This is a genomic window from Pseudomonas sp. NPDC086112 (assembly GCF_044746425.1).
GTDB lineage: Bacteria > Pseudomonadota > Gammaproteobacteria > Pseudomonadales > Pseudomonadaceae > Aquipseudomonas.
Genome location: NZ_JBIVCD010000039.1, coordinates 1 through 25,430, shown reverse-complemented (window position 1 = coordinate 25,430; position 25,430 = coordinate 1). Strand labels below are relative to the sequence as shown.

Genomic DNA, 25,430 nt, shown 5'->3' with positions numbered 1-25,430 from the left:
TCATGTCAAACATTAGGCTGAAGCGCACCATATCATCCGCCTTGTGGTCGGCCTACGCAGATGCGTTGGGTTTTCCGACTGAGTTGGCTACTGAAAAAGCTGTCAAGCAGCGACTTGGCCAGTCTAGAGCTACTCGAACCGAGCAGTGGAGGCGTCAGATTGGCGGCCGTTTTGGTGCGATGGTCACTCTGCCAGCAGGTGCATACTCCGACGATACTCAGCTGCGGCTAGCAACCTCGCGTGCAATCCGCGGTAACGGATACTTCGACGTTGAGTCTTTCGCAAAAATCGAACTACCCGTCTGGCAAGCCTATAGCCTAGGTGCAGGCCGGGGCAGCAAGGCCGCAGCAACAGCTTTATGTAACCGCAGCAATACGTGGTTCAGCAACTTCTTCAATGGCTACACCAACGGCGGCGGGAATGGTGCCGCAATGAGAATTCAGCCTCACGTGTGGGCGGCAGAGGAGTTGGGTGACGTTAACGCCTATCTACCTGATGTAATTCGCAATGCAGTATGCACGCACGGGCATATGCGAGGTATTGCCGGGGCTGTAATACATGCGGTAAGCCTAGCCCATGCTATGCGCGAAGCACGGCCGCTTTCACCGGGGCAGTGGCCCGAGTTGGTCGCGTATGTTCGAGCGATACCGAACCACATTGCACAAGACTCTGACCTGTCTACGTTCTGGTTGCCTACCTGGGAGCAGAAGAGTGGCATAAGCTTGAAAGATGCGATTGAACAGGTCGCCCAAGAGTGGGAGATAACCTCAAAAAACGCCATCTCTGCGCTGAACTCAGGCCTGCACTCAACGATTCGTGAGCAATATGAGGGTATTGTGAAGTCCGAGAATGGGCTTAATCCCAAAGAGCGCGGTTCCGGTCTGAAATGTGCGCTTTTTGCAAATGTCGCCGCATGGCTCTGCACGAGTTCGGGCGCCCAAGAAATTATCAATATTGTCGCTAACCTCCTTGAGAGCGATACCGATACGATTGCTACCATGGCGGGCGCGCTAATCGGGGCTACGTATCCTGAGTCGACCTTCTTAGGGCCCATTCAGGACGAAGAATACATCCGCGCTGAAGCAGGACGGCTTTACGACGTGAGTCGTGGTGCTAAAGCCACCAGCTTTGCTTACCCTGACATTCTTTACTGGCAAGCTCCGCGTGTTGCAGTTGATGTTCTTAAATTTGATGGTGGCCAACTTTATTTTGAAGCATTAGGTGAGGTAACCCCTATTGGTCCTCCTCATATTGGACTGCAAAAAAATACAAGTTGGCAGTGGTTGAAACTAGAAACTGGCCAAACCATTCTAAGTAAGTTTCGTACCCAGATAGCATTTGGCGAAGCTTTAGAGCGACTAAACAGCTCGTATGATGTCACCCCTTCACTAAGCGAATCGAAAAACGTCAGAATCAAAAATCTTGATCTGTTTGGAGAAGAAGACGCCCCGATAGATAGTAAACTCGGGAGCGTTGCAGTGGAGTCGGAATCTGATTCACCGACAACCATATCGTCTAAACGAGAGGATGGTAAGCTCGATGAGTCTATGCAGCGGAAACTAGAAAGCAACCCTGAAACGGTAGCGGATTCGTTCTCACCTCCAAATGATAATTGGATTCTGCATTACGAGCCTGCCGTTCCAATGGGGATGGATATACTCACTTCGGAAGCTATCAAAAACTTTGACCCGCTACTGATCGGGCAGCATTTACTTTATCTTGCTGAACGGCCAAATGGTATCGAGCTATCTGCGGTTTATGCCGGCATTATTGCCAAGGCGAAAATTGCAAGGGTAAATCGGGAGAAGCAAAGGCAAGTTCAACCGAATGAGGATATCAATGTTTATGAGAAAAATTCTGAGTAAAGAAATTGCTGAAGTGTATATGCCATCAGGTACTACAGTTAAATAGGAGTTGGATATTCTGCACCACAAAAAAAGGCGCCCGAGGGCGCCTGAATTCACCTTAACCGAGGAAGCCAGGTGAAGCCGTTCTTCTTAAGAGGAGTGCAGCGGTGGTAAGGCGCTGCGTGAACGGAAAAAGGGAAAGCTGTAATGGATGAATGATCGTTCCCACGCGGGCGTGGGAACGATCAGTGAGGCGGGATTACTTACCCAGCTTCACCCGCGTCCAGCCCCGGGTCATGATCCGCTGGGTGGCAATCGGCATGTCAGGAATGGCATACAACGTCGCCATCACCGCTTGCGGCGGATAGGAACCCGGGTCGTCGCGAATGGCTTCATCCACCAGCGGCGTGGCCGCTGCGTTGGCGTTGCTGTAGCCGATATTGTTGGTGACCTCGGCGATGATGTCCGGGCGCATCAGAAAATTCATGAACAGGTAAGCACTGTCGACGTTAGCCGCATCCCGTGGGATGGCGACCATGTCGTAGAAGCTGCCGGCGCCTTCTTTCGGGATGCTGTATTCGATCTTCACCTTGTCGCCGGCTTCCTTGGCGCGGGCCTTGGCTTGCAGCACGTCGCCGGAGTAACCGACCGCTACGCAGATGTTGCCGTTGGCCAGGTCGGAGATGTACTTCGACGAATGGAAATAAGCCACCGACGGGCGAATCTTCATGAACAGCGCTTCGGCTTCGGCGATCTGTACCTTGTCTTGGGAGTTCACCGGGTAGCTCAGATAGTGCAGGGCGGCCGGGAGCATTTCTGTCGGTGAATCAAGGAAGCTGATGCCGCAGGCTTTGAGCTTCGCGGCGTTTTCCGGTTTGAACAGCAAGTCCCAGGAATTCACCGGCGCATCAGTGCCCAGCACTTCCTTGACCTTGGCCGGGTTGTAACCGATGCCGATTGAACCCCACATGTACGGGAAAGCATGGCCATTGTCAGGGTCGCTGGCAGAGGCGTTTTTCAGCAGCACCGGGTTGAGGTTTTTCCAGTTCGGCAGCTTGGATTTGTCCAGCGGCTGATAGACGCCAGCCTTGATCTGCTTGGCCAGGAAACTGTTGGACGGCACCACAATGTCGTAGCCGGATTTACCGGCCAGCAAGCGTGCCTCAAGGGTTTCATTACTGTCGAACACATCGTAGGTCACGCGAATGCCGGTCTCGTCTTCGAACTTCTTGACCGTGTCCGGGGCGATGTAATCCGACCAGTTGTAGACGCGCAATACCTTGTCATTGGCCTGGGCACCGGTAGCCATCGCGCCCAATAAGGACAGTGTCAGCAGAGTCCTGCCAAACATTTTCATCGGTACAACTCCATTTTCTTTTTATAGAACACAGTAGGAGCGAGGCTTGCCCGCGAAGAACGATGACGCGTAATGCCTGAAAAACCGCGGTGTATTCTTCGCGGGCAAGCCTCGCTCCTACAGGATTTTCACTAGGCCGTCGCTTCGACCCGCTGGTTTTTCGGCTGCTGCCAGGATTCGGTGGCGGTCTGATCCATGGCTTCCTGGATCGCCCGCTTGCGTGTGGCTTCCGCCTTGCGGCTGAAGTACCAGACCATGAACGTGACGATCGACACCGCCAACAGAATCAAACTGGCCACGGCATTGATCTCAGGCTTCACGCCCAGACGCACCGCCGAAAACACTTCCATCGGCAACGTCGTCGAGCCCGGGCCAGAGACGAAACTCGCCAACACCAAATCATCCAGCGACAAGGCAAACGACATCATGCCGCCCGCCGCCAGTGACGGTGCGATCATCGGAATGGTGATCAGAAAGAACACCTTGAACGGCCGCGCACCCAAGTCCATGGCTGCCTCTTCGATCGACAGGTCCAGCTCACGCAAACGCGCCGAAACAACCACCGCCACATAGGCTGCGCAGAACGTGGTGTGGGCGATCCAGATCGTGACGAGGCCACGTTCCTGCGGCCAGCCAATCAACTGCGCCATGGCCACGAACAGCAGCAACAGCGACAGACCGGTGATCACTTCCGGCATCACCAACGGCGCCGTCACCAGACCACCAAACAGCGTACGACCCTTGAAGCGCGTCACGCGGGTCAGCACGAAAGCGGCGAGGGTGCCCAACGCCACGGCGGCAATCGCCGTGTAGCAAGCGATTTCCAGGGAGCGCACCACCGAGCCCATCAGTTGCGAGTTGTCGAGCAGGCCGACGTACCACTTCACCGACCAGCCGCCCCACACCGTCACCAGTTTCGAGGCGTTGAACGAGTAGATCACCAGAATCAGCATCGGCAGGTAGATAAACGACAGGCCGAAAATCAGCATGAACTTTGAAAACCCGAAGCGTTTCATCCCCGTCCCTCCATCTCTTTGGCCTGGCTGCGGTTGAACAGCAGAATCGGCACAATCAGAATCGCCAGCATCACCACCGCCAGGGCGGATGCCACCGGCCAGTCGCGGTTGTTGAAGAACTCTTGCCACAGCACCCGACCGATCATCAGGGTCTCCGGGCCGCCCAACAGTTCCGGAATCACGAACTCACCGACCACCGGAATGAACACCAGCATGCACCCGGCAATGATCCCGTTCTTGGCCAGCGGCACGGTGATTTTCCAGAAGTTGTTGAAGTTGCTCGAACCCAGGTCCGACGCGGCTTCCAGTAAGCTGTGATCGTGCTTGACCAGGTTGGCGTACAGCGGCAACACCATGAACGGCAGGTAGGCATAGACCACGCCGATGTACACCGCCGTGTTGGTGTTGAGGATCTCGATCGGCTGCGACGTCACCCCGGTCCACATCAGGAACGCGTTGAGCAAACCGTTGTTGCTGAGTATGCCCATCCACGCATAGACGCGAATCAGGATCGCGGTCCAGGTCGGCATCATGATCAACAACAGCAGAACGTTCTGCGTTTCCTTGTTGGCCTTGGTGATCGCATAGGCCATCGGGAAACCGATCACCAGGCACATCAGCGTGCTTAAAAACGCGACCTTCAACGAACCAAAGTAGGCCGAGATGTACAACTCATCTTCGGTCAGCAGCGAGTAGTTGCCGATGTTCAGCAGCAGCTGAAACTTCTGTTCGGCGAAGGTGTAAATCTCAGAGTAAGGAGGAATGGCCAGGGCCGCTTCCGAGAAGCTGATCTTCATCACCAGGAAAAACGGCAGCAGGAAAAACAGGCACAGCCACAGGAACGGAATGCCGATGACCAGTTTGCGGCCGCTGGGCACCAGGCGCAGGAACTGCTGATTGAAGGTTCTCATGAGCGCAGTACCACGCCGCTGTCGTCTTCCCACCACACGTAAACCTGATCGTCCCAGGTCGGGCGCGCGCCACGGCGTTCGGCGTTGGCCATGAACGACTGGACGATTTTGCCGCCGGGCAGTTCCACGTAGAACACCGAGTGGCCGCCGAGGTAGGCGATGTCATGCACCTTGCCTTCGGACCAGTTGTATCGAGTCTCGGGCTTGAGGGTGCTGACCAGCATTTTTTCCGGGCGGATGGCGTAGGTGATCGACTTGTCTTGCACCGACGTGCTCACGCCGTGGCCGACGTAAATCTTCTGCTCAAGGTCCGGGCTGTGAATAATCGCGTGACCTTCCAGATCCTCGACCACCGTTCCGTCGAAGGCATTCACGTTGCCGATGAACTCACAGACCATGCGGCTGACCGGCGCCTCATAAATATCCACCGGGCTGCCGATCTGGGCGATCCAGCCCAGGTGCATGATCGCGATGCGCTCGGCCATGGTCATGGCTTCTTCCTGATCGTGGGTCACCATCACGCAGGTCACGCCGACGCGCTCGATGATCTCCACCAGCTCCAGTTGCATCTGCGAGCGCAGCTTTTTATCCAGCGCGCCCATCGGTTCGTCGAGCAGCAACAGCTTCGGCCGCTTGGCCAACGAGCGGGCCAACGCCACACGTTGACGTTGGCCGCCAGACAACTGATGCGGTTTGCGTTTGGCGTACTGGGTCATGTGCACCAGCCGCAACATCTCTTCGACACGAGCGTCGATTTCGCTGGCGGGCAAACGGTCCTGCTTGAGGCCGAAGGCGATGTTCTGCGCCACCGTCATGTGCGGGAACAGCGCGTAGGACTGGAACATCATGTTGATCGGCCGTTCGTACGGCGGCATGTCGGTGATGTCGACCCCGTCGAGCAGAATCCGCCCTTCGGTCGGGCGCTCGAAGCCGGCGAGCATGCGCAGCAGCGTCGATTTACCCGAGCCGGAACCGCCGAGCAGGGCGAAGATTTCGCCTTGATGGATCTCCAGGGACACATCGTCCACAGCGGTGGTTTCGTCGAATTTCTTGGTGACGCGGTCGACTTTCACCAACACCTTTTTCGGTGCCTGGTGACCTTCAAGAGCCTTCCTGTAGATGCTGGAGGCGTTTGCCATATGAAACTCCCAACAGGTTTCAGTCGTCGGGCCAACGCGGCCTGACTTAAGAGTGGATTGCAAACCCGGGCCGGACGATGCCAACGCGATCCCTGTAGGAGCGAGGCTTGCCCGCGAAGACGGTGTGTCAGTCGACATCATCGTTACCTGATACACCGCCTTCGCGGGCAAGCCTCGCTCCTACAGGGATTTGCGTTTATCTGTACCGGCCGGGCTTATTCGGCACCGCCATCCTGGCTGCCTGGTCGTACTTGTTGTTATTGCGGTTCATCTATTACGTGAGCGACCGGCGCGCAAAGGCACGCCCGCCAGACTCACGGGGGCAGTTAAATCGTTGAATGCTTTTGTAGTCAGCGCGTATTACGCAGCGCCGCCCTTTGCCGGCACGCGTCGCCAAACGCCTGGAAAATACTCAAGTAGGGGGGATTCGAAAGCACCTGCCATTCCGGGTGCCATTGCACGCCGACAGCGAAGGCCTTGCCGTGTTCGACGGAGATCGCCTCGATCAAACCATCCGGCGCGATCGCCTCAGCGCGCAGGCCGGGAGCGAGTCGGTCGATGCCCTGGCTGTGAATCGAATTCACCTGAAACACCTGCGGCAGGTCCAGCGCTTCGAACACGCCGCCCGGTTGCACATTCACCGCATGGGCCGGTGCGTACTGCACGGCCAAATCCGGGTGATTCGCCTCGCGGTGATCGAGGTGGCCGGGCAGTTCATGCACCTTCTGATGCAGGCTGCCACCGAACGCCACGTTCATTTCCTGAAAGCCCCGGCAGATGCCGAGGACCGGCACGCCAGCCGCGATAGCTGCACGCAATAAGGGCAGGGTGGTGGCGTCCCGTTGCGGATCGTGATCCGTACCGGGGGCACTGGCCGGGCCTTGATAGTGGAAGGGCTCCACATTCGACGGCGAGCCGGTCAGCAGCAGACCGTCGAGCTGCGCGAGCAGGTCATCGATTTCGGTCAGATCGCCTAGAGAAGGAATGACCACTGGCAACCCCAAAGCCGCGACGCTGACAGCACGCAAGTACTTGTCGCCGCTGACATGGTAGGGGTGCAGGCCAATCTGTTTGACGCACGCAGTAACGCCGATCAATGGCTTGAATGCCATTTTTATCACCTCGAAGTTTCACACTTGAACGAGCTTTTCCGGAGCTTAGCCTTGTTGATTTTAATTAACAACTCTCATGTAAAAAATTCTAAACGCCGCGCATCCGATCTTCAGGGTTTACGCGGTGCGCAAGACTGATCTGGCACTCTTGCGCCCAAAAAAGGCCCGAAAATAAAGGTTGAAAGGCCAAGTGTTCGCTATTGACTTCACTTTGCCTTTCGGATTGACTGGGCTCGTGAAAGGGTAGTGAACATAATAATTAACAGCTAATAGGTGCATCATGTCGGTCCCTCTGCGTGCCGTTCAACTCAACGAAGCAAACGCATTCCTTAAGAAATATCCTGAGGTTTTGTACGTCGACCTTCTGATTGCGGATATGAACGGTGTGGTGCGCGGCAAGCGCATCGAACGCACCAGTCTTCATAAGGTTTACGAAAAAGGCATTAACCTCCCGGCGTCACTGTTTGCTCTGGACATCAACGGCTCTACGGTGGAAAGCACCGGCCTGGGTCTGGACATAGGCGACTCGGATCGAATCTGCTTCCCCATCCCCAATACCTTGAGCATCGAACCCTGGCAGAAGCGCCCGACCGCGCAGCTGTTAATGACCATGCACGAACTCGAAGGCCAGCCGTTCTTCGCTGACCCTCGCGAAGTGCTGCGTCAAGTGGTGAGCAAGTTCGATGACATGGGCCTGACCATTTGCGCGGCGTTCGAACTGGAGTTCTACCTGATCGACCAGGACAACGTGAACGGTCGTCCGCAGTCGCCACGCTCGCCGGTGTCCGGCAAACGTCCGCACTCGACCCAGGTGTATTTGATCGACGATCTGGACGAATACGTCGACTGCCTGCAAGACATCCTCGAAGGCGCAAAAGAGCAGGGCATTCCTGCCGACGCCATCGTCAAGGAAAGCGCCCCGGCGCAATTCGAAGTGAACCTGCATCACGTCTCCGACCCTATAAAGGCCTGCGACTACGCGGTGTTGCTCAAGCGTCTGGTGAAGAACATCGCCTACGACCACGAGATGGACACCACCTTCATGGCCAAGCCGTATCCGGGCCAGGCGGGCAATGGTTTGCACGTGCACATTTCGATTCTCGACAAAGAAGGCAACAACATCTTTGCCAGCGAGGATCCCGAGCAGAACGCCGCACTGCGTCACGCGATCGGCGGTGTGCTCGAGACCCTGCCGGCGCAGATGGCGTTCCTCTGCCCGAACGTCAACTCGTACCGCCGTTTCGGCGCGCAGTTCTACGTGCCGAACTCGCCAAGCTGGGGCATCGACAACCGTACCGTGGCGGTGCGTGTGCCCACCGGTTCGGCGGATGCCGTGCGCATTGAACACCGAGTCGCGGGCGCCGATGCCAACCCGTACCTGCTGATGGCGTCGGTGCTGGCCGGTATTCACCACGGCTTGACCAACGAAATCGAACCGGGCCCACCGGTGGAAGGCAACAGCTACGAGCAGAACGAGCAAAGCCTGCCGAACAACCTGCGCGATGCACTGCGCGAGCTGGACGACAGCGAAGTCATGGCGCGCTACATCGACCCGCTGTACATCGACGTGTTCGTGGCGTGCAAGGAAAGCGAACTGGCCGAGTTCGAGAACTCCATCTCCGACCTTGAGTACAACTGGTACTTGCACACGGTTTGATGGGCCAAACACCCATCAAATGTGGGAGCGGGCTTGCTCGCGAAGGCGGTGTGTCAGGCGCCATCAATGTTGGATGTGATGGCCTCTTCGCGAGCAAGCCCGCTCCCACAGGGGATTGGCGACGTGCATAGGTTTTGCAAACAACACCGATCAACTGTGGGAGCGGGCTTGCTCGCGAAAGCGGTGGATCAGTCAATGCTGATGTCACCTGACACACTGCCTTCGCGAGCAAGCCCGCTCCCACAGGAAATCGTGGTTTTCTGATCGTTAATTGGTCGGCTTTAGTCCGGCGACTACTTATTCCTCTGCGTAGAGTCACAACCATGACAAACACTCGCAGCGACTGGGAACAACGCTTCCAGTCCCTCACACTAGAAGGCCGCGCATTCATCGACGGCCAATACTGCCCGGCGCTCAGCGGCGACACCTTCGAATGCATCAGCCCGGTCGACGGCCGCTTCCTGGCGAACATCGCCAGCACCGACGAAGCCGACGCCAATGCCGCCGTGCAGGTCGCACGCCGCACATTCGAATCCGGCATCTGGGCGCGGTTGGCGCCCGCAGAACGCAAGCGCATTTTGATTCGCTTCGCGGACTTGATCCTGGCCAACCAGGAAGAACTGGCGCTGCTCGAAACCCTGGACATGGGCAAGCCGATCAGCGATTCCATGAGCATCGACATCCCAGCGACCGCCAACGCGATCCGCTGGAGCGCCGAGGCCATCGACAAAATCTACGACGAAGTCGCCGCCACACCGCACGACCAACTCGGCCTCATCACCCGCGAACCCGCTGGCGTGGTCGCCGCCATCGTGCCGTGGAATTTCCCGCTGATCATGGCCAGCTGGAAGTTCGCTCCGGCCCTGGCGGCAGGCAATTCGTTCATCCTCAAGCCTTCGGAAAAGTCACCGCTGACGGCGATTCGCATCGCGCAGTTGGCCCTCGACGCCGGCATCCCCAAAGGCGTGTTCAACGTCTTGCCAGGTTTCGGTCACACCGTCGGCAAAGCGTTGGCGTTGCACATGGACGTCGACGTGCTGGCCTTCACCGGCTCCACCGCGATTGCCAAGCAACTGCTGATCTACGCCGGGCAAAGCAACATGAAACGCGTCTGGCTGGAGGCGGGCGGCAAGAGCCCGAACGTGGTGTTCGCCGATGCGCCGGACTTGCGCGCAGCCGCTCAGGCAGCGGTCAGTGCGATCGCCTTCAACCAGGGCGAAGTCTGCACCGCTGGCTCACGTCTGCTGGTGGAGCGCTCGATTCGCGAGCAATTCATTCCGCTGCTGGTGGAAGCACTGCAAGCCTGGAAACCGGGCCACGCCCTCGATCCTGAAACCACCGTCGGCGCGGTCGTCGATCAGCGCCAACTGGACAACGTGCTGCGCTACATCCAGATCGGCAAAGACCAGGGCGCGCAACTGATCGCTGGCGGCAATCGTACCCTCGCAGACACCGGTGGCCTGTACGTGGAACCGGCGATTTTCGACGGCGTGACCAACGCCATGACCATCGCCCGGGAAGAAATCTTCGGCCCGGTGCTGTCGCTGATCACCTTTGACACCGCGGAAGAAGCGCTGCAGATCGCCAACGACAGCATCTTCGGTCTCGCGGCCGGCGTATGGACCAGCAACCTGAGCAAGGCCCACACCTTCGCCCGTGGTTTGCGCGCCGGCAGCGTCTGGGTCAACCAGTACGACGGCGGCGACATGACCGCGCCGTTCGGCGGGTTCAAGCAGTCGGGTAACGGTCGGGACAAATCGCTGCACGCGTTCGACAAATACACCGAACTCAAAGCGACCTGGATCAAGCTCTAACACTTTTACAGCGACGGTCGCAGGCGAGCGTTTGCGGTCATCGGAGAAACCTATGAAACAAGACTCTGTTAAACAAAAGCATGTAAACAGCTACTACGCCGCCACCCGCAATCAGACCGGGGATTACCCAACTCTGGAAGAACTGGTGGACTGCGACGTCTGCGTGATCGGCGCCGGCTACACCGGTTTGTCCTCGGCGCTGTTCCTCAGCGAAGCGGGCTACAGCGTGACCGTACTGGAAGCCGCCAAAGTCGGCTTCGGTGCCAGCGGCCGCAACGGCGGCCAACTGGTCAATTCCTACAGCCGCGACGTCGATGTGATTGAAGAGCGTTACGGCGACAAAACCGCCGAAGTGCTCGGCAGCATGATCTTTGAAGGCGCCGATATCATCCGTTCGCGCATCAAAGAGTACGACATCCAGTGCGACTACCGCCCCGGCGGCATCTTCGCAGCGCTGAACAAAAAGCAACTCAACGGCCTGGCCGAGCAAAAGAGCAGTTGGGAGCGCTATGGCAACAAGAACCTGAGAATGCTCGACGCCGCTGACATCAAGCGCGAAGTGGGTTGCGACAACTACGTCGGCGGCCTGCTCGACATGCAGGGCGGCCACATTCACCCGCTGAACCTGGCCCTCGGGGAAGCAGCCGCGATCATCCGCCTGGGCGGCAAAATCTACGAACAATCCGCCGCCGTGGAAATCACCTACGGCGAGCCGATCACCGTGCGCACCGCCAAAGGCGTGGTACGGGCCAAGTACCTGCTGATCGCCGGCAACGCCTACCTGCCTCAAGACCTCGACAACCGCGTTACGCGCAAAAGCATGCCCTGCGGTTCGCAAATCGTCGTCACTGAGCCGTTATCCGAAAAAGTCGCCCGCAGCCTGATCGCCAACAACTACTGCGTCGAAGACTGCAACTACCTGCTCGACTACTACCGCCTCACCGCCGACAACCGGCTGCTGTACGGTGGCGGCGTGGTCTACGGCGCCCGTGAGCCGGACGACATCGAGCAACTGATCAAACCAAAAATCCTCAAGACTTTCCCGCAACTCAAGGACGTGAAAATCGACTACCGCTGGACCGGCAACTTCCTGCTGACCATGTCACGCATGCCGCAATTCGGCCGCATCGAGAAAAATGCCTACTACATGCAAGGCTACAGCGGTCACGGCGTCACCTGCTCGCACCTGGCCGGCAAACTCATCTCGGAAATGATCCGCGGCGACGCCGAACGCTTCGACGCCTTCGCCTCCCTGCCGCACATGCCCATGCTCGGCGGCCGCACCTTCCAGGCCCCGCTCACCGCCATGGGCGCCGCGTATTACGCGCTGCGTGACCGGTTTGGTATCTAAGTAGAACCTTGCCGGCGGCCATCCCAAAAATGTGCCGCCGGCCAATGCCCGTCATAGCAGGCACCACAACCCTGTGGAAGTGGGCTTGGTGACATACACAAATTTTTTGAACAACCCCAATCAACTGTGGGAGCGGGCTTGCTCGCGAAAGCGGTAGGTCAGTCGCCATCAATGTTGAATGTGATGGCCTCTTCGCGAGCAAGCCCGCTCCCACAGAGATCTAAGCCGAACACCGAATTGGTGGATCAACCGGGACCAAACTGCGGGAGCGAGCCTGCTCGCGATGAGGCCCTATCAGCCGCCATCAATGCTGCCTGACACACCGCCATCGCGAGCAGGCCCGCTCCCACAATTCCCGCACCTGATCGACCGGCATCAGGGGCCCGCCGGCTTTTTTCATAGCCGTTTATCGAACCTGCTGAGCAACACCAACAAACGTGATTTAATACCCGCCTTTCACGGTTCCGGGACGGGAAACGGCGTAATCCGCGGCCACCAGTCGCCCGCCACCCACCCCCATTACCCCTTAAGTATTCTTCGCATAAGGCTGTCATGGACACGGGCTCACGACTCAAATTAGTACGCGAAAGCTACAAACTGTCCCAGCGCGAGCTGGCCCGGCGTAGCGGCGTCACCAATGCCACCATTTCCCTGATCGAACAGAATCGCGTCAGTCCCTCCGTCAGCTCCCTGAAAAAACTGCTCGAAGGCATCCCCATGTCTTTGGCGGACTTCTTCACCTTCGACCAACCGCCCCGCGAGCACCAATACGTGTTCCGCGCCAATGAACAGCCGGATCTCGGGCGTCATGGGCTGCGGTTGCTGCTGATCGGCGCTTCGGTGCCGAGCCGGCAGATGCGGCTTTTGCGCGAGCAATACGCGCCTGGGGCGAGTTCGGGTGAAGAACCCATCGTGCATGCTGAGGGGGAGGAGTGTGGGCTCGTTACCCGTGGCACCGTTGAACTCACCGTTGATGGTCAGATCAGTGTGCTGAATGCTGGGGATGGGTATTACTTTCCGACGACGCTGCCGCATCGGTTTCGCAATATTGGGGCGGATGAGGCGGAAATCATCAGCGCCAACACCCCAGCGAACTTCTGATATCGATAGCGAACATCAAACCTGTAGCAGCTGCCGAAGGCTGCGTTCGGCGGCGAAGCAGTCGTAAATCCGAGGACTGTTCCTCATCATTGCGCTCTACGATTGACAACCCGAATCATCCAAAACACTATCAGCCCATGACCTACATACGCCGCATGAACATGATGTGCTCCTCCATGACCGCCTCTGGCGGGCCATGAGGTCATACGTTCACAGGATTTGACGTAATCACCCAAGGCCCCGCCAGAAATGGACGGGGCTTTTTAGTTCTCCGTCTACCGATGGCTAATGGAGAATGAAATGTTCGAGATTAGACGCGCCACGCACAACGATGCCCAAACGGCGTTCGACATTCGCCTTCAAGCGATACGGCATCAATGCGTCGGTGCCTATACCACGGAGCAAATGCTGGCCTGGACGGCAGGAGCGGCCAAGGACGGGTATAGCGACCTGATGAATAAACACTTTTATCTGGGCTGTATTCAGGGTGAGCCGGTGGCGACAGGAATGCTTGATCTGGAGAAGAGTGAAATCGGCGCAATCTTTGTGCTCCCGAGCTTTATGCAACGTGGCATTGGCTTGAGAGTCTTGGACTACCTTGAATGCCTGGCGCGGGATTTGGGGCTTAGGGAAGTCAATCTGGACGCCACTTTAAACGCCGCTGACTTTTACCGGCGCTGCGGTTTCGTTGGTCACGAACCAGCAATTTACCATTCGCCCTCCGGGCTTCAGCTGGCTTGTGTGCCGATGGTGAAAGCGCTTTTGTAGGCTTGGCATTGGTTGATAGCTTCACCGACGGCAGACCCGGAGGGGCTCGTGCAGCCCGCAATATTCCTGATTGCCACGATTGACAGTCGTAACGACTTGTAGGAATTTAGCCGCCCGCAGGTAAGGAATATCTGCTGACGGCCAAAAAATGGCCGTTATTCACCACACAAGGGATTGTCTATGCAGGGTTCAAACACCGTTGCTCAACAGGTGTGCGGTCAGCTGGTGCACGAGCGTCAGAACAACGCGCACATGAACATTGCCCAGCAAATTCTCGAATGCCTGTTTCGACGTCGTAGCCTTGCCCCGGGGCAGGATCACGAGCTTTCGTTGCAGGTGCTGGAACCCCATCTGACCAGGGTCATGCAAGCAGTCGAGAGCGGTCGCAAGGTCGAAATGGTCCTGCCGGCCTTTCCCGGCAAGTCGCCCAGCCGCAAGAAAACCCTCAGCCATCTGCCCGATCTTGCCGAACATCATGCCATCGACGAGTTACATCGCCTGTGCAATGAGATCCAGCAGATCTACGCACCGGGGGCGCTGATTCATATCTGCTCCGATGGCTATGTGTTCTCTGACCTGGTGCATGTTCCCGATGCGGACGTCAAAGCCTACACCGACGCTATCCAGGACTACGCCGAACAGCACTATCCCGGCACGTTCGCCCATTTCGATCTGCGGGATGCCTATCCTCCGCTTGATTGTCTGGACGCCATGCGTGAGGAGATGATGATCGAGCACGGCCAGTCATTGGTCTTGTTGCAGCAGCGTTTCAAGGATGATCCGCACATGATGTTGATGTACTGCGGCATCCATCGCTTCCTTTCCGAGGATTACTCGGGGCTCAAAGTATTCGCCGGCATGAGCCTTAATGCGGTGAAGAAAATCGCCAAGCCTGCCTCGCAGCGGGTGATCCAGCGCAGTGAAGCCTGGAGTGCGCTGTTACAGGCGCGCTACCCGCATTGCCTGCGCCTGTCGATTCACCCGCAACTGGCGGTGTCGACGAAAATCGGTATCCGGTTGGTGCCAACCAGTGACCTGTGGCGCACACCCTGGCATTCGGTGGCGATCAAGCGACGGGGTGTGGTCACCCTCGAAAAACGCAGCAATGTCGATGAGCGCTACCACCGCTTGGTGTTCCGCAAGGGGCGTCCTTGTCACTACGCCAGTGCTCAATGATGGCGTCTCGGTTGCGGGTCGAAGCCGTACTCTTCGATTTGGATGGGACCCTGGTCGACACCTTGCCTGACATCACCTGGTGCCTGAACCAGGTGTTGCTCGAACACGGTTGCCCGGCGCAGACAGCGGAAACGGTGCGGGGTTATATCGGCGGTGGGGTCACAGCGATGATCGAGCAGGTCGCCACGGGGTTTGGCATTGCCGATGGGGCCGCGATGCACCAGCGCTATGTGACGCTCTACCAAAACAACCTGGTTCAATTTTCCCGGCCGTTCAGCGGTGTGCTTGCCTTGCTCGAAGGCTGTCGCCAGTTACAAGTGCCGCTGGCTATCGTCACCAACAAGACCGAGGAAATGGCCCTGCAAGTAGCCGATGCGCTGCTTCCGCAGAATGCCTTCGGGACGATTCTGGGGCACCGCACGGGCAGGGCGCTCAAACCTCAGCCGGAGGTGGCATGGGAAGCCGCCCGACGGTTGTCGGTTGATCCGCAACACTGCTTGTTCGTCGGTGACACCGAGATCGATCTGAAGACCGCCCGTGCTGCAGGCATGTACTCGGCGGCGGTCAACTGGGGCTATGGCCTGACACCTGACTTGCAGGCCCTGGCCCCGAACTTCTGCTGCGAACAGCCGGCCGGATTGCTGCGCATTCTGCAGCAAGTCTGCGGTACGGCGCATGCATTCACCGAGCATGGCGACACCGTTAAATCCTATTGATACACACACTCTCAAGGAAGTTGTTCTATGGAACATAGAGACGCCTGGATCGCTGCCGTCAGCGATTTGCTCGCGGGTTATCTGCTCAAAGGCACGGATGATTGTTTCGACACACAAGGCAGAGCGCATCTCGCGTTACGTTTGGGGCACTGCTTCGATCAGGGCCTGCCGGTGCGTCTGGTGCTGCCAGGTTTTCCCTGCAAGTCGCCAAACGCCACTGACCAGACATTCGGCGTGCTGCCGGACTACGGCGAGGTCATCGCCATCGAGCGCCTCGACCAACTCGGCCAAGCCATCGCCGCGCTGCACGCACCGGGTTGTGTGGTCTCGATCCTCAGTGACGGAACGACGTTCAACGACATCGTCGGCGTGGCCGACGACGTTCGCGAGACCTACAACCGGGCTTTGCGTGACCTGTGCACCACCCATACGATTCAGTGGGTCAGCATGGAAGACCTGTTCCCACAGGCCCAAAGTGCCGAGTCGGTTCGCGCCAGCCTGATCAAGCAGGCCCGTCTGCCCTGGAAAAACCTTGGGGATTTGATCGAGCAGAGCCGGCACGATGAATCCCTCAGCCAGGCGCATGACCACCTCTGCAGTCACCTCTACAACGACCTGCGGCTGTGCCGTGAAGACGGGCAGAGCGAGGACGAGTACCTGCAGCAAATCAACTTCAAAGCCTACCAAATGATGTTTCGCGGGCAGGCATTGAATGCGGCAGTGGATCGTTTCTTCGGCGATGACATTCGCTTGTCGGTCCATCAATACAGCAATGCCGGACCCAAATTCACCTTCGGCCTGGCCGAAGGGCTGACCCGTGTCGACAGCCCCTGGCACGCCGTACCGGTGTGCAACCTCGATGGCAGCCAAACCCTTCGCGCCCGCGCCCAGGTCGATCTCGATCATCATGTGCTGGTCACCTTTGAGGGGCGGCCATGGCTCTACCACCAAACAGAAAACCCGCAGGCCCAAGGTTTCGAATACGAACTGCAAAAACTGCCGCTGTTTGGCCTGGTGGTGCGAGACCCGTTGGGGCTGGGTTTCGAACGACTGTCCACGGGCCTGCTGGAAGCACTGGTGGAAACCTTCGGTTTCGTCTGCCTCAAGGGCTGCCGCTTCGATGACCAGGACAGTTTTGCTCGCAGCTGCGAACGCTTTGGCGCGCTGTACGAATGGGCCTTCGGCGCCGTGCACGTGGTCAAGCCTGCGGACAAACCCCAAGGCGTGGTGCACTCGCTGGAGAAAACGCCGTTGCACTGGGACCTGAACATGCTGCCCGACAGCGACGCGCAGGTTCAGCGCAACCCGAAATTCTGCGCCAGCAAATTCATGCTGTATTGCAAGACCGCGCCGCAGCCGGGCGAGGGCCAGACCACCATCGTCGACAGCCGAAACGTACTGCGCAAAGTCGGCCAGCAAGTCGCCCGACAATGGCAGGACGTGAACATCACCTACTACACCAAAATGACCTACTTCGGTGGCTCACCGCGTATGTACAGCCTGGTGGATCATCACCCCCGCAGCGGCGAACTGATCCTGCGTTACCAAGAGGGCACCGACTCGACACTGCAGACCCTGAGCCAGAGAGTCGAGGATCATGATGAGTTGAGTCAGCAGGCACTTCTTGAACAGGTCAACGCGCTGGTTTATGACCCGGAGTGCCTGATTGCTCATCAATGGAGCGAAGGTGATCTGGTGTTGATCGACAACTATCGGACGCTGCATGGGCGGTTGCCGATGTCGGCGGGTTCTTCGTCGCGGGAGTTGTGGCGGGTGCAGGTTTACTGATCGTTGTTGTCTGGGAGGCCCTGGAGACAGGGCCTTCTTCTAGACCCTTTTCTCATCACTGCGCGATGAAGTCGCGAATCGTTCCATCTTTCCTGCCCAGCAACGACACGGAGCGGGAAAACGAAGCAAAGATTTCAGGACGCGTCCTACAGCCAGCGATCAGTTTCCTCAGTAACGTCATTCTGCCCCAGCCTCAGGCCGGGATTTCCCAAGGATGAACAAGGAAGGCTGAATGATCTCTTCTGCACGACTGGGCGACAAACACGTCTGCCCTGTACCAGGTCACGGTACTACCCCTATTGCCTCCGCCAGCGCTGACACGAATATCAACTTCATGGGTTCAGCTCGTGTAGGCGATACCTGTGGTTGTGGGGCGGTCATCACCACTGGTTTTCCCTCCATTCAAGTGAACGGGCGTCCCATGGCTCACTTGGGTAGCCCTACCAGTCATGGCGGAACGATCATCACCGGGTCAAGCGATGTTGGCGGCGGGTTTTTTATGGGGACTGTTCCCGGTGCGTCAATCATCAACTTCGCTGTGCTGGGAGCCATCCGCCCCGATGGCACGGTTGATGATGAACGCATGGCCACTCTGTTGGCTGATCCGAGGCTGACAGAGAAGGCCACTGCTGCCAATGCACTTGTGGATCCGAATGCTGCACCCAGGAAACAGGAGGCCGAGAAACCGGAGCCTGTTGTTTGTAATCATCCCGACCAAATGGAAGAGCTGGCCAGCTATATCGCCGGTGAGATGAATCGCAACATTCACGACCCGGCTGTGTTGGAGATGAAAAGGCTCATTGGCTATGACTCCGACGTGGCGGCAAAACAGTTTGCGGAATTGCCATTGCTTGCTCGCCTGGGCGGACCACCAAATTACGGCAGCATCGCAAAGGCGCAGAAAGTTGCAGCGGCGGCGATCTGGACTAAGAAAGTTGGGCAGAATCAGGAGTGGGACCACAAGCCCAAACTGAAAGCGCTATTTGGCACCTTCTGGCACAAGCAGGGGAAGTACATGTACTTCTACGATATCTGGTCGAACATCCATTATGGATATGTCGGAATCATCGGCGGACTGTCTGAAAGCGTGTTGTTGGATGGCGCCGGGGCTGAGCAAATCGCCTCGGACACCCTGAGGAAGGGCGAAGAATGGATAAAAAAGCCCCGAGAGAATTGGAAACTGCCCGGCCCACACGCAACAGCCAGTCCATGGAGGAATTGCGATCATGGGACGACGTTGCTGATAGGGTATCGATCAGTATCGGCGTGAAGCTGGCCAACGAATACCCTAATGGTGGGATAACAGCAAAGATGATCATGGACGAAGTATTAGCAGTAGCACCAGAGAACTGGGGAGAGGGGATTGACGATCACGTATGCGAGTAAAGGACGATATGGATATGCATGGTTGTTGTGCATTCCGTTGCTTCCAGTATTGTTCTTTGTAGGACAGACCATTCTTGAGCCGACAGTGACCGTTCACTACGCCGAGAACGGTAAGGAAGAGCTCAAGTACATCTGGAACGTGCAACATCGGATATACAAAGGACGGATGCAGCCTGGAGGTGGTACGTCGGATAACGGCCTTATATTTCCAGGCGAAGACTTTTTCATGCAGTTGGATTGGTGGGGTGACAAGGGCCGCCATCATTGTGTGTACATCACGCCAAAATGGCCAAACACTGACATCTATCTGGATTTGAACGGGAACATCGACACTGAGAAAGGAGTCGGGACAGATGAAGACCGCTTGGATCAGTGCAAGGGTGATGTAGCAAAACCATAAGCTGAAAAACCCGCAATGACGCGGGTTTTTTTATGGCTCTGGTTACTGCCCCTTGGGCGCATCAAACCCACGCTGCTCAATCACCCGAAACACATCGCTCACATCCTGGACCATGATCCGGGCGATGTTGGTGACGGTGTTGATGTCGTGCTCGGCGTAGTCGGGAAGGCTGGTGCAGGCCATGAGGTTGAGGTATTTGAGGACGGCGTTGAGGCGTTCGCTGAGGCAGTTGTGGAGTTCGCGTAGCGGGGCGTCGGCGTCGATGAGGAGGACGGGGTGGTCGGTGGCGAAGTGGGACATGGGGCTGTAGTGGCGGAGCGGCTTTTGAGTCGTCATGGTGTTAATCCTAATAAAAGTAGAATTGCCACCGTTCTGCTGCGAAACAAAATGGGTGGCAGCTATGCGCGGGTTCGCAGACCGGAGGATTAACACCAGGACCCGGCAGACCCGAAGGTCTCCCACGCACAACCGCCATAAAACGATACGCAGCCGGGAGTCGGCCGTGCCTGACGGAACAAGGTGTCAATCTTAAGGGCTGCGAAACCCTATCGCCAACTGATGTCAGCGACAGACCCACTCTAGGCAGCGATTTCGGTAGCCGCAACCGGGCTGTAGGACGCCAAAATTGTCATTTTGGCGAGGTGGCTCTTCCCCGTTCTATGTCGTAACGCAGTAAAACCGGGCGTTACGGTTTGTCTGAGGAAATGGGCTAGCAGGGTTTGGGGCTGCTTCGCAGCCCAGCGGGAGCAAGCTCCCTCGCCACAATCGGTTATTTCCTACGAGATTTTCGGACTTCAAAATCCTCGCCGTGCCTTCATCGAATGTTCAGGCGCGGGATTTTCGGTGGTGGAGTACGCTGACTTCCGTTCTGCGCTGCCGCCGTCGTAGACTGAACGCCAACGGGAATTCAAGGATGGAACGCGCCCATGATCGAAATCGGCAGCCGCAACAACGCCCCCACGCCACAGCACCAAACCCAGGACATTTACCTCTTTCACATCGACCTTTCCCGCCCCGACACGCCTTTTTGTTTCGAACAGTCCATCGGTGGAGGTCATTGCGAGCAGGGTGGGGCGGCGTGGTTGGCGGTGTCGGCGCTTGAAGCCTGGCCGGGTGAGTGGCGTCTGCATTTGCAGAAGTCTGGTTGTGGCTGGGTCGCTGAAGTGGTGGAGAGGCATCCTGGCGTCGATCAGGCGACGCTGGTGTCGATGATTCTCGAACGCCACGCTGAGGGCGCCAAGCGCAACATTCATTTCAGCGGCCGTTACGGCGTTTAACCCGAGGAGAATCCCATGAGTCAGACACTGGAACGCGCCATTGCCATCGCCGCGGCGGCGCATGAGGGGCAGGTGGACAAGGGCGGTGCGCCTTACATCCTGCATCCGCTGAAAGTCATGTTGCGGGTGAACACGCTGGAAGAGCGCATCGTCGCGGTGCTGCATGACGTGGTCGAAGACTGCGGCATCAGCTTTGACGATCTGCGCAAGGAAGGCTTCAGCGAAACGGTGCTGATGGCGATTGCGTCGGTGACCAAGGTGCCGGATGAGTTGTACGAAGAGTTTATCGAGCGCGCGGCGCAGAACCCGATCGGGCGGGTGGTGAAACTGGCGGATCTGGAAGAGAACAGCGACTTGTCGCGGATTGCCCAGCCGTCCTGGGAGGATCTGGAGCGCGTTGAGAAGTATCGGCGGGCGATCGGGGTGTTGCGTTCGTAGTGAGTGTTGGCACCGCGTCGCCGGCGTGAGTGCCGGAGGTGTTCCAGCCAGAAGCGACAAAGCCCCAAATCATCAGGGCTTTGTTCTTTGAAACTGCGCAGTTCGCAGATCGTTACCGCACGCCGTCCGACGTTATTGTCTGGCCTGCGGTGAATGCGGGGTCTGTGCAATGTGCTTCGGTCCCGCCAAGGCCCATGCGATCAGCCCGAATAGCGGCACAAACACGATCACCACCATCCACACCAGTTTGTTGCTCGATTTGCCTTCGGCTTTTCGCACCCTGTTGATCGCCCACAACTCAATCAGTACAAGTACTGCTGCGAGCACGATCCAGATTGTTTCGATTTGCATTCGTCACCTCCTGATAGTCATTCAGTTAGGCGAACGGGTGGGGGCGGGGTTCATTAAATTTGGGGTGGCTTGGGACCGCAATTGCACTCCACTTGACCACCCGTTTGCTCATTTGCATTCGTTCTGACCACCGATTGCATCGGATTTCACCAGCACGCTTTGTAACCATGATCGGCAGAGAACGGCCAGGAGCTGCTGGGGGCGTAGCAATGACGAAATAGCAACTATGCTAGGTCTGATGCCGGAATTGATCGAGCAGTTCGGGCCTTCCGTCCATACGTCATGGCAAAACAATGGAAATGGGATCGATCCGCTTGTGTTGAATTGGCCGTTGCTGCATCTCAAGGCAGGTCTGCCGGAGGAGGTCTGAAGTTGCGAATCGCTTTTTTGGTGAACAGGGACGTGGAGAGCAATCTCACTCTCAATTTCCTGTTGCCCGAGATTCACGAGAGCACAGTGGGAATATTCCTCTCGGAGAGAGTGGGATCGGGCAGGAAGGTGCCACGCATGCTCGGACAACTGGCATTGATCGAGCAGGACTTCTTCAATGCCTTGGCTCCTGGGTTAATCGGATCGAGCGACCAGGTTAGCAGCGGGCATCGATTCGGTTTTGCAGAACTGCAGCAACGCTTTGGGGTTCCTGTGCGGGTATTGCCCAGCTTGAGGGATCCTGCGGGCCTGCAAATGCTGCAGGATGCGGGAGCGGATCTGTTCATCTCAATCCGCTTTGGTCAAATCCTGAAGAATGAAGCGTTGGCAATTCCGCCACGCGGCGTCCTCAATCTTCACTCTGGCCTCTTGCCTCAATATCGAGGTGTTCTCGCGACCTTCCGGGCGCTGCTGAACGGGGACCCTGAGATCGGTTGTACTCTCCATTGGATCGACAGTCCCGGCATTGATGTCGGTCGCATCATTGAGACTGCGCGTGTGGCAGTCGAAAAGGAGCGCTCCTTGCTGTGGCACATCCTTTCACTTTATCAACCAGGCGCGCGTCTCATCATGAACGCAATCAGGCGCTTGGAGAGCGATGAGCCCATGACGGGGACGTCTCAAGATCCATCTGCCGGGGCCTACTACTCCTTTCCCTGCGAGGATGACCTGATGCAGTTCACGACACTGGGGTGGCGGCTCTTCGATCGCGAGGACGTTTGGGATCTTTTCGAATCGTACGGATTTCCGTTGCGGATAAGCGCTCCTTGAGAGCTGAACGGCGGCAAGGCTTACTGAGGCCTTGTTGCTGTAGCATTGAAAAGCTCAAAACGACGCCGCAAAAGGTTGGCGTCGCTCAACGTCTGTGTTGGGTCGTTCTTTGCCGGTCATGTCCACGAATCGTGCTGGTCAAATCCGATGCAAATGACTGGTCAGGTCGAATGCAAATGGGTGGGCAAGTCTGTGCAATTACCCACCTTGGGAGCTTAAGATCAAAAGATCGCAGCCTTCGGCAGCTCCTACGCTGATCGGGTAGGGGTTTGGATTGGGGGCAGACCACAATTTTTCCATTCAACGATTTTTGAAATTGTGGACTGTCCCGGTGTTTCGATACTCCTTTGTTTGCCTGTCGCTCAAGCCTGAACTGGAGTGCAAAGCTCCACCAGCGTTCCATCCGGGCAGCGAACGTAGGAGATGGTTTGCCCCCAGGGTTTGACGAGCGGGGCGGCTATTTCGGTGGCGCCGGCGTTCAGCGCTTTGGCGTGGGCGGCGGCGACATCGTCGGTCACTAGGCCAACTTCCATACCCAATGGTTTGACAGAGGCGTGGGCCGAGATGTGACCCGTATTGAAGTTCATCGCCGCGAGTTCGTCGGCGGCGAAGGCCAGAGCAGTTTCCCCTGTTTCGAGTTCGCCGTAGGTGTTGGATTCGTGGAGGAATCGGGTGGTGATTCCGAATGCTGTTTCAAAGAATTGCAGTGAGGTGGGGACGTCCGGGACGTAGATGATCAAGTAGCCGAATTTCATGTGCGAACATTCCTTGTCGTGCCATTGGGCTGGCAAATCTAGCAGAAGTTGGAGGCAACTCGCTTGACTGATTCAAGCGTAAAAAACCGCAACTCAGTGCCGGTTTTTTACGCAGAAAAGCACGGTGATCAATGAGTTGATGTCCAGCCCGATAAACCAGTACACCCCAAACATTAGGCCCGAGCAGATCTACAACATGAACCACTCGCACACCCTGCCTAATGGAATTTCCACGATGTCGTGTATCGATCCGGATTCCTTTTACGGTAATCACTCGAATGTCATGGTGATCGATGTCGATATGACGTCAGCCAGGCAGACGGTGGGCTATAAGATTTTTCGCACAACCAAAACGAGTGCGGGGCCGACTGGGAAGTTTCCTCCCTTAGACGGGAAGGGGGATTGCGAGGGATCCCCTCCAAATCTATTCCAACAAAAACATGCACCTGTTGACGTACGTCGTCCCGCAATACGTGCTCAAGTCTCTCGAAGGCCATTGCTACAGTCATGGCACGAAATGCCCTCGCAAATCGTAAGGGCAACAGTCCTGAACCTTCGCTGATCTTCCTGCCCGAATGCATCCACAATTTGACGCCGGAATAATGGCCATATAATATCGCGCCACTATTGTGCTATCAGTCTCCCTCGCCACCGGTGAACATGCATTCACCCGCCTTCGTGACGAGGCTGTGCCCGATTTAGCTGTGCCTTTGTCCGCCAAATCGTCCCTGACGCGCTAGCCGAGCGCGAAGCGCCGATCTATTTCCGCGTGGATGTCTTCCTCTAAATTCTGCTTTAACGAGATTCAAATCATGGACGTTCGTCAACTGGCCTTTCTGGCTGGTCAGCCTTCTGCTGCCATCAAAAACCGCGAGCACTTCTGGGGCATGCCCAAGCCCGGGTTGGCGTTCCTGTTGGCCAACGTCATGTTTTGGCAGCCGATGTGGGCGCAGGCGGACGGGATTGTGGTGGCCTCGCCGGGCACCAGCCTTGGGCAGGCGGGCAACGGTGTACCGATTATCCAAATCGCCACGCCCAACGGCAGCGGCCTGTCGCATAACCAGTTCCACGATTACAACGTCGGCACCCAGGGCGTGATCCTCAACAACGTCGCCAACCAGACCGGCGCCACGCAACTGGGCGGGATCATCGTTGGCAACCCGAATCTCACCAACCGGGTCGCAGCACAAACCATCCTCAACGAAGTGGTCGGCGGTAGCCCGAGCCAGTTGCGCGGTTACACCGAAGTGGCGGGGCAGTCGGCGCGGGTCATTGTGGCGAACCCCTACGGCATCAGCTGCAACGGCTGCGGCTTCATCAATACCCCGCGCGTGACCTTGACCACCGGGAAACCGGTGCTAGACAACGGTCGGCTGGATCGCTTCCAGGTCGATCAGGGCAGCGTCACTATCGACGGCACCGGGCTGAATGCCAGCAACGTCGACCGCTTCGAAATCATCACCCGCAGCGCCAGGATCAACGCCGAGATTCAGGCCGGGAACCTGACCATCGTCGCCGGTCGCAATGACGTCAACGCCGACAGCCTCAACGCCACCGCCCGCGCCGATGATGGCAGCGCCAAACCGCAACTGGCCATCGACTCCTCGGCCCTCGGTGGCATGTACGCCGGGGCGATCAAACTGGTGGGCACCGAGGCCGGGGTCGGGGTGAAACTCGATGGCAATCTGGCCGCCAGTGGCGGGGATATCCAGCTCGATGCCAATGGGCATCTCAGCCTCGCGCAGACGTCGGCCACAGGCATCGTGAATGTCAAAGCCGCCAGCCTCGATGCGCGCGGCCCGGTCTACGCCGGCACCGCCGTCAACGTGCAAACCCAAGGCAACCTGACCAACCAGCAAACCCTCGCGGC

The 25,430-nt window shown here is 57.4% G+C and carries 22 protein-coding genes and 1 pseudogene; 15 read left to right on the top strand and 8 right to left on the bottom strand.

All coding sequences use genetic code 11. The features are described 5' to 3' along the window. Positions 1–2: 2 nt before the first annotated feature. The gene (locus ACIPLA_RS22715; protein WP_401176122.1) at positions 3–1,865 is read left to right on the top strand and encodes an ADP-ribosylglycohydrolase family protein; all 1,863 of its coding nucleotides are present in this window, start codon (positions 3–5) and stop codon (positions 1,863–1,865) included. Positions 1,866–2,106: 241 nt separating this feature from the next. On the opposite strand, the gene ACIPLA_RS22710 is transcribed toward ACIPLA_RS22715, so the two are convergent. The 5 genes from ACIPLA_RS22710 to ACIPLA_RS22690 form a co-directional block, all read right to left on the bottom strand. Further along, on the bottom strand, positions 2,107–3,204 hold the full coding sequence (locus ACIPLA_RS22710) for a polyamine ABC transporter substrate-binding protein (RefSeq protein WP_401176119.1): 1,098 nt from the start codon (positions 3,202–3,204) through the stop codon (positions 2,107–2,109). A gap of 131 nt (positions 3,205–3,335) precedes the next feature. Continuing rightward, positions 3,336–4,220, bottom strand: coding sequence for an ABC transporter permease subunit (locus tag ACIPLA_RS22705; protein WP_218396593.1), 885 nt, complete (start codon positions 4,218–4,220; stop codon positions 3,336–3,338). Beyond that, positions 4,217–5,098 carry an ABC transporter permease subunit gene (locus ACIPLA_RS22700; RefSeq protein ID WP_401176201.1) on the bottom strand — a complete coding sequence of 294 codons (882 nt, stop codon included), beginning with the start codon at positions 5,096–5,098 and terminating at the stop codon, positions 4,217–4,219. Before ACIPLA_RS22700 ends, ACIPLA_RS22705 begins: the two co-directional genes overlap by 4 nt. 29 nt (positions 5,099–5,127) lie before the next feature. Then, positions 5,128–6,270: a polyamine ABC transporter ATP-binding protein gene (gene potA, locus ACIPLA_RS22695; protein ID WP_008011735.1), complete on the bottom strand. Its 1,143-nt coding sequence runs from the start codon at positions 6,268–6,270 to the stop codon at positions 5,128–5,130. Positions 6,271–6,620: 350 nt separating this feature from the next. Beyond that, positions 6,621–7,382: a gamma-glutamyl-gamma-aminobutyrate hydrolase family protein gene (locus ACIPLA_RS22690; RefSeq protein ID WP_401176116.1), complete on the bottom strand. Its 762-nt coding sequence runs from the start codon at positions 7,380–7,382 to the stop codon at positions 6,621–6,623. A gap of 280 nt (positions 7,383–7,662) precedes the next feature. Between ACIPLA_RS22690 and ACIPLA_RS22685 the strand changes: the two genes are divergently transcribed. The 10 genes and pseudogenes from ACIPLA_RS22685 (at position 7,663) to ACIPLA_RS22640 (ending at position 19,539) form a co-directional block, all read left to right on the top strand. After that, positions 7,663–9,039 carry a glutamine synthetase family protein gene (locus tag ACIPLA_RS22685; protein ID WP_008011729.1) on the top strand — a complete coding sequence of 459 codons (1,377 nt, stop codon included), beginning with the start codon at positions 7,663–7,665 and terminating at the stop codon, positions 9,037–9,039. A 323-nt stretch (positions 9,040–9,362) separates the two neighbouring features. After that, positions 9,363–10,853 (top strand): aldehyde dehydrogenase, encoded by a 1,491-nt coding sequence (locus ACIPLA_RS22680; protein WP_192343522.1) that lies wholly within the window; start codon positions 9,363–9,365, stop codon positions 10,851–10,853. Between the two features lie 52 nt (positions 10,854–10,905). Then, positions 10,906–12,204: an NAD(P)/FAD-dependent oxidoreductase gene (locus ACIPLA_RS22675; protein ID WP_401176111.1), complete on the top strand. Its 1,299-nt coding sequence runs from the start codon at positions 10,906–10,908 to the stop codon at positions 12,202–12,204. A gap of 552 nt (positions 12,205–12,756) precedes the next feature. Continuing rightward, a complete protein-coding gene (locus ACIPLA_RS22670) occupies positions 12,757–13,305 on the top strand; it encodes a cupin domain-containing protein (protein ID WP_008011722.1) in 549 nt (182 codons plus the stop codon). 300 nt (positions 13,306–13,605) lie between these two features. Next, entirely contained in the window at positions 13,606–14,073 is a 468-nt protein-coding gene (locus ACIPLA_RS22665) for a GNAT family N-acetyltransferase (RefSeq protein WP_401176107.1), read from the top strand. A gap of 180 nt (positions 14,074–14,253) precedes the next feature. Further along, a complete protein-coding gene (locus ACIPLA_RS22660; RefSeq protein WP_401176104.1) occupies positions 14,254–15,249 on the top strand; it encodes an L-tyrosine/L-tryptophan isonitrile synthase family protein in 996 nt (331 codons plus the stop codon). Continuing rightward, positions 15,249–15,965, top strand: a complete 717-nt coding sequence (locus ACIPLA_RS22655; protein ID WP_401176101.1) for an HAD family hydrolase — start codon at positions 15,249–15,251, stop codon at positions 15,963–15,965. Before ACIPLA_RS22660 ends, ACIPLA_RS22655 begins: the two co-directional genes overlap by 1 nt. A gap of 27 nt (positions 15,966–15,992) precedes the next feature. Continuing rightward, the gene (locus tag ACIPLA_RS22650; protein ID WP_401176098.1) at positions 15,993–17,753 is read left to right on the top strand and encodes an L-tyrosine/L-tryptophan isonitrile synthase family protein; all 1,761 of its coding nucleotides are present in this window, start codon (positions 15,993–15,995) and stop codon (positions 17,751–17,753) included. A gap of 232 nt (positions 17,754–17,985) precedes the next feature. Then, positions 17,986–19,139: pseudogene (locus tag ACIPLA_RS22645) on the top strand (polymorphic toxin type 44 domain-containing protein). After that, positions 19,117–19,539, top strand: a complete 423-nt coding sequence (locus ACIPLA_RS22640) for a hypothetical protein (RefSeq protein WP_401176096.1) — start codon at positions 19,117–19,119, stop codon at positions 19,537–19,539. Before ACIPLA_RS22645 ends, ACIPLA_RS22640 begins: the two are co-directional and overlap by 23 nt. A 42-nt stretch (positions 19,540–19,581) precedes the next feature. Here the strand turns inward: ACIPLA_RS22640 and ACIPLA_RS22635 are convergent, their stop codons facing one another. Next, positions 19,582–19,875, bottom strand: coding sequence for a fructose-bisphosphate aldolase (locus ACIPLA_RS22635; RefSeq protein WP_123495364.1), 294 nt, complete (start codon positions 19,873–19,875; stop codon positions 19,582–19,584). A gap of 590 nt (positions 19,876–20,465) precedes the next feature. Here ACIPLA_RS22635 and ACIPLA_RS22630 point away from each other — a divergent pair. Then, positions 20,466–20,816, top strand: coding sequence for a hypothetical protein (locus tag ACIPLA_RS22630; protein WP_218396572.1), 351 nt, complete (start codon positions 20,466–20,468; stop codon positions 20,814–20,816). 15 nt (positions 20,817–20,831) lie between these two features. Beyond that, complete coding sequence (locus ACIPLA_RS22625) at positions 20,832–21,254, top strand: HD domain-containing protein (protein ID WP_401176092.1); 423 nt, start codon at positions 20,832–20,834, stop codon at positions 21,252–21,254. Between the two features lie 132 nt (positions 21,255–21,386). Here ACIPLA_RS22625 and ACIPLA_RS22620 read toward each other — a convergent pair whose 3' ends face one another. Continuing rightward, positions 21,387–21,605: a PLD nuclease N-terminal domain-containing protein gene (locus ACIPLA_RS22620; RefSeq protein WP_183678331.1), complete on the bottom strand. Its 219-nt coding sequence runs from the start codon at positions 21,603–21,605 to the stop codon at positions 21,387–21,389. A 507-nt stretch (positions 21,606–22,112) separates the two neighbouring features. Between ACIPLA_RS22620 and ACIPLA_RS22615 the strand changes: the two genes are divergently transcribed. Then, positions 22,113–22,805: a formyl transferase gene (locus tag ACIPLA_RS22615; protein WP_401176088.1), complete on the top strand. Its 693-nt coding sequence runs from the start codon at positions 22,113–22,115 to the stop codon at positions 22,803–22,805. A gap of 362 nt (positions 22,806–23,167) precedes the next feature. On the opposite strand, the gene ACIPLA_RS22610 is transcribed toward ACIPLA_RS22615, so the two are convergent. Further along, the gene (locus ACIPLA_RS22610; RefSeq protein WP_401176086.1) at positions 23,168–23,560 is read right to left on the bottom strand and encodes a VOC family protein; all 393 of its coding nucleotides are present in this window, start codon (positions 23,558–23,560) and stop codon (positions 23,168–23,170) included. Between the two features lie 812 nt (positions 23,561–24,372). Between ACIPLA_RS22610 and ACIPLA_RS22605 the strand changes: the two genes are divergently transcribed. Continuing rightward, positions 24,373–25,430 (top strand): filamentous hemagglutinin N-terminal domain-containing protein (locus ACIPLA_RS22605; protein ID WP_401176083.1); only part of this gene is annotated, 1,058 nt, incomplete at its 3' end.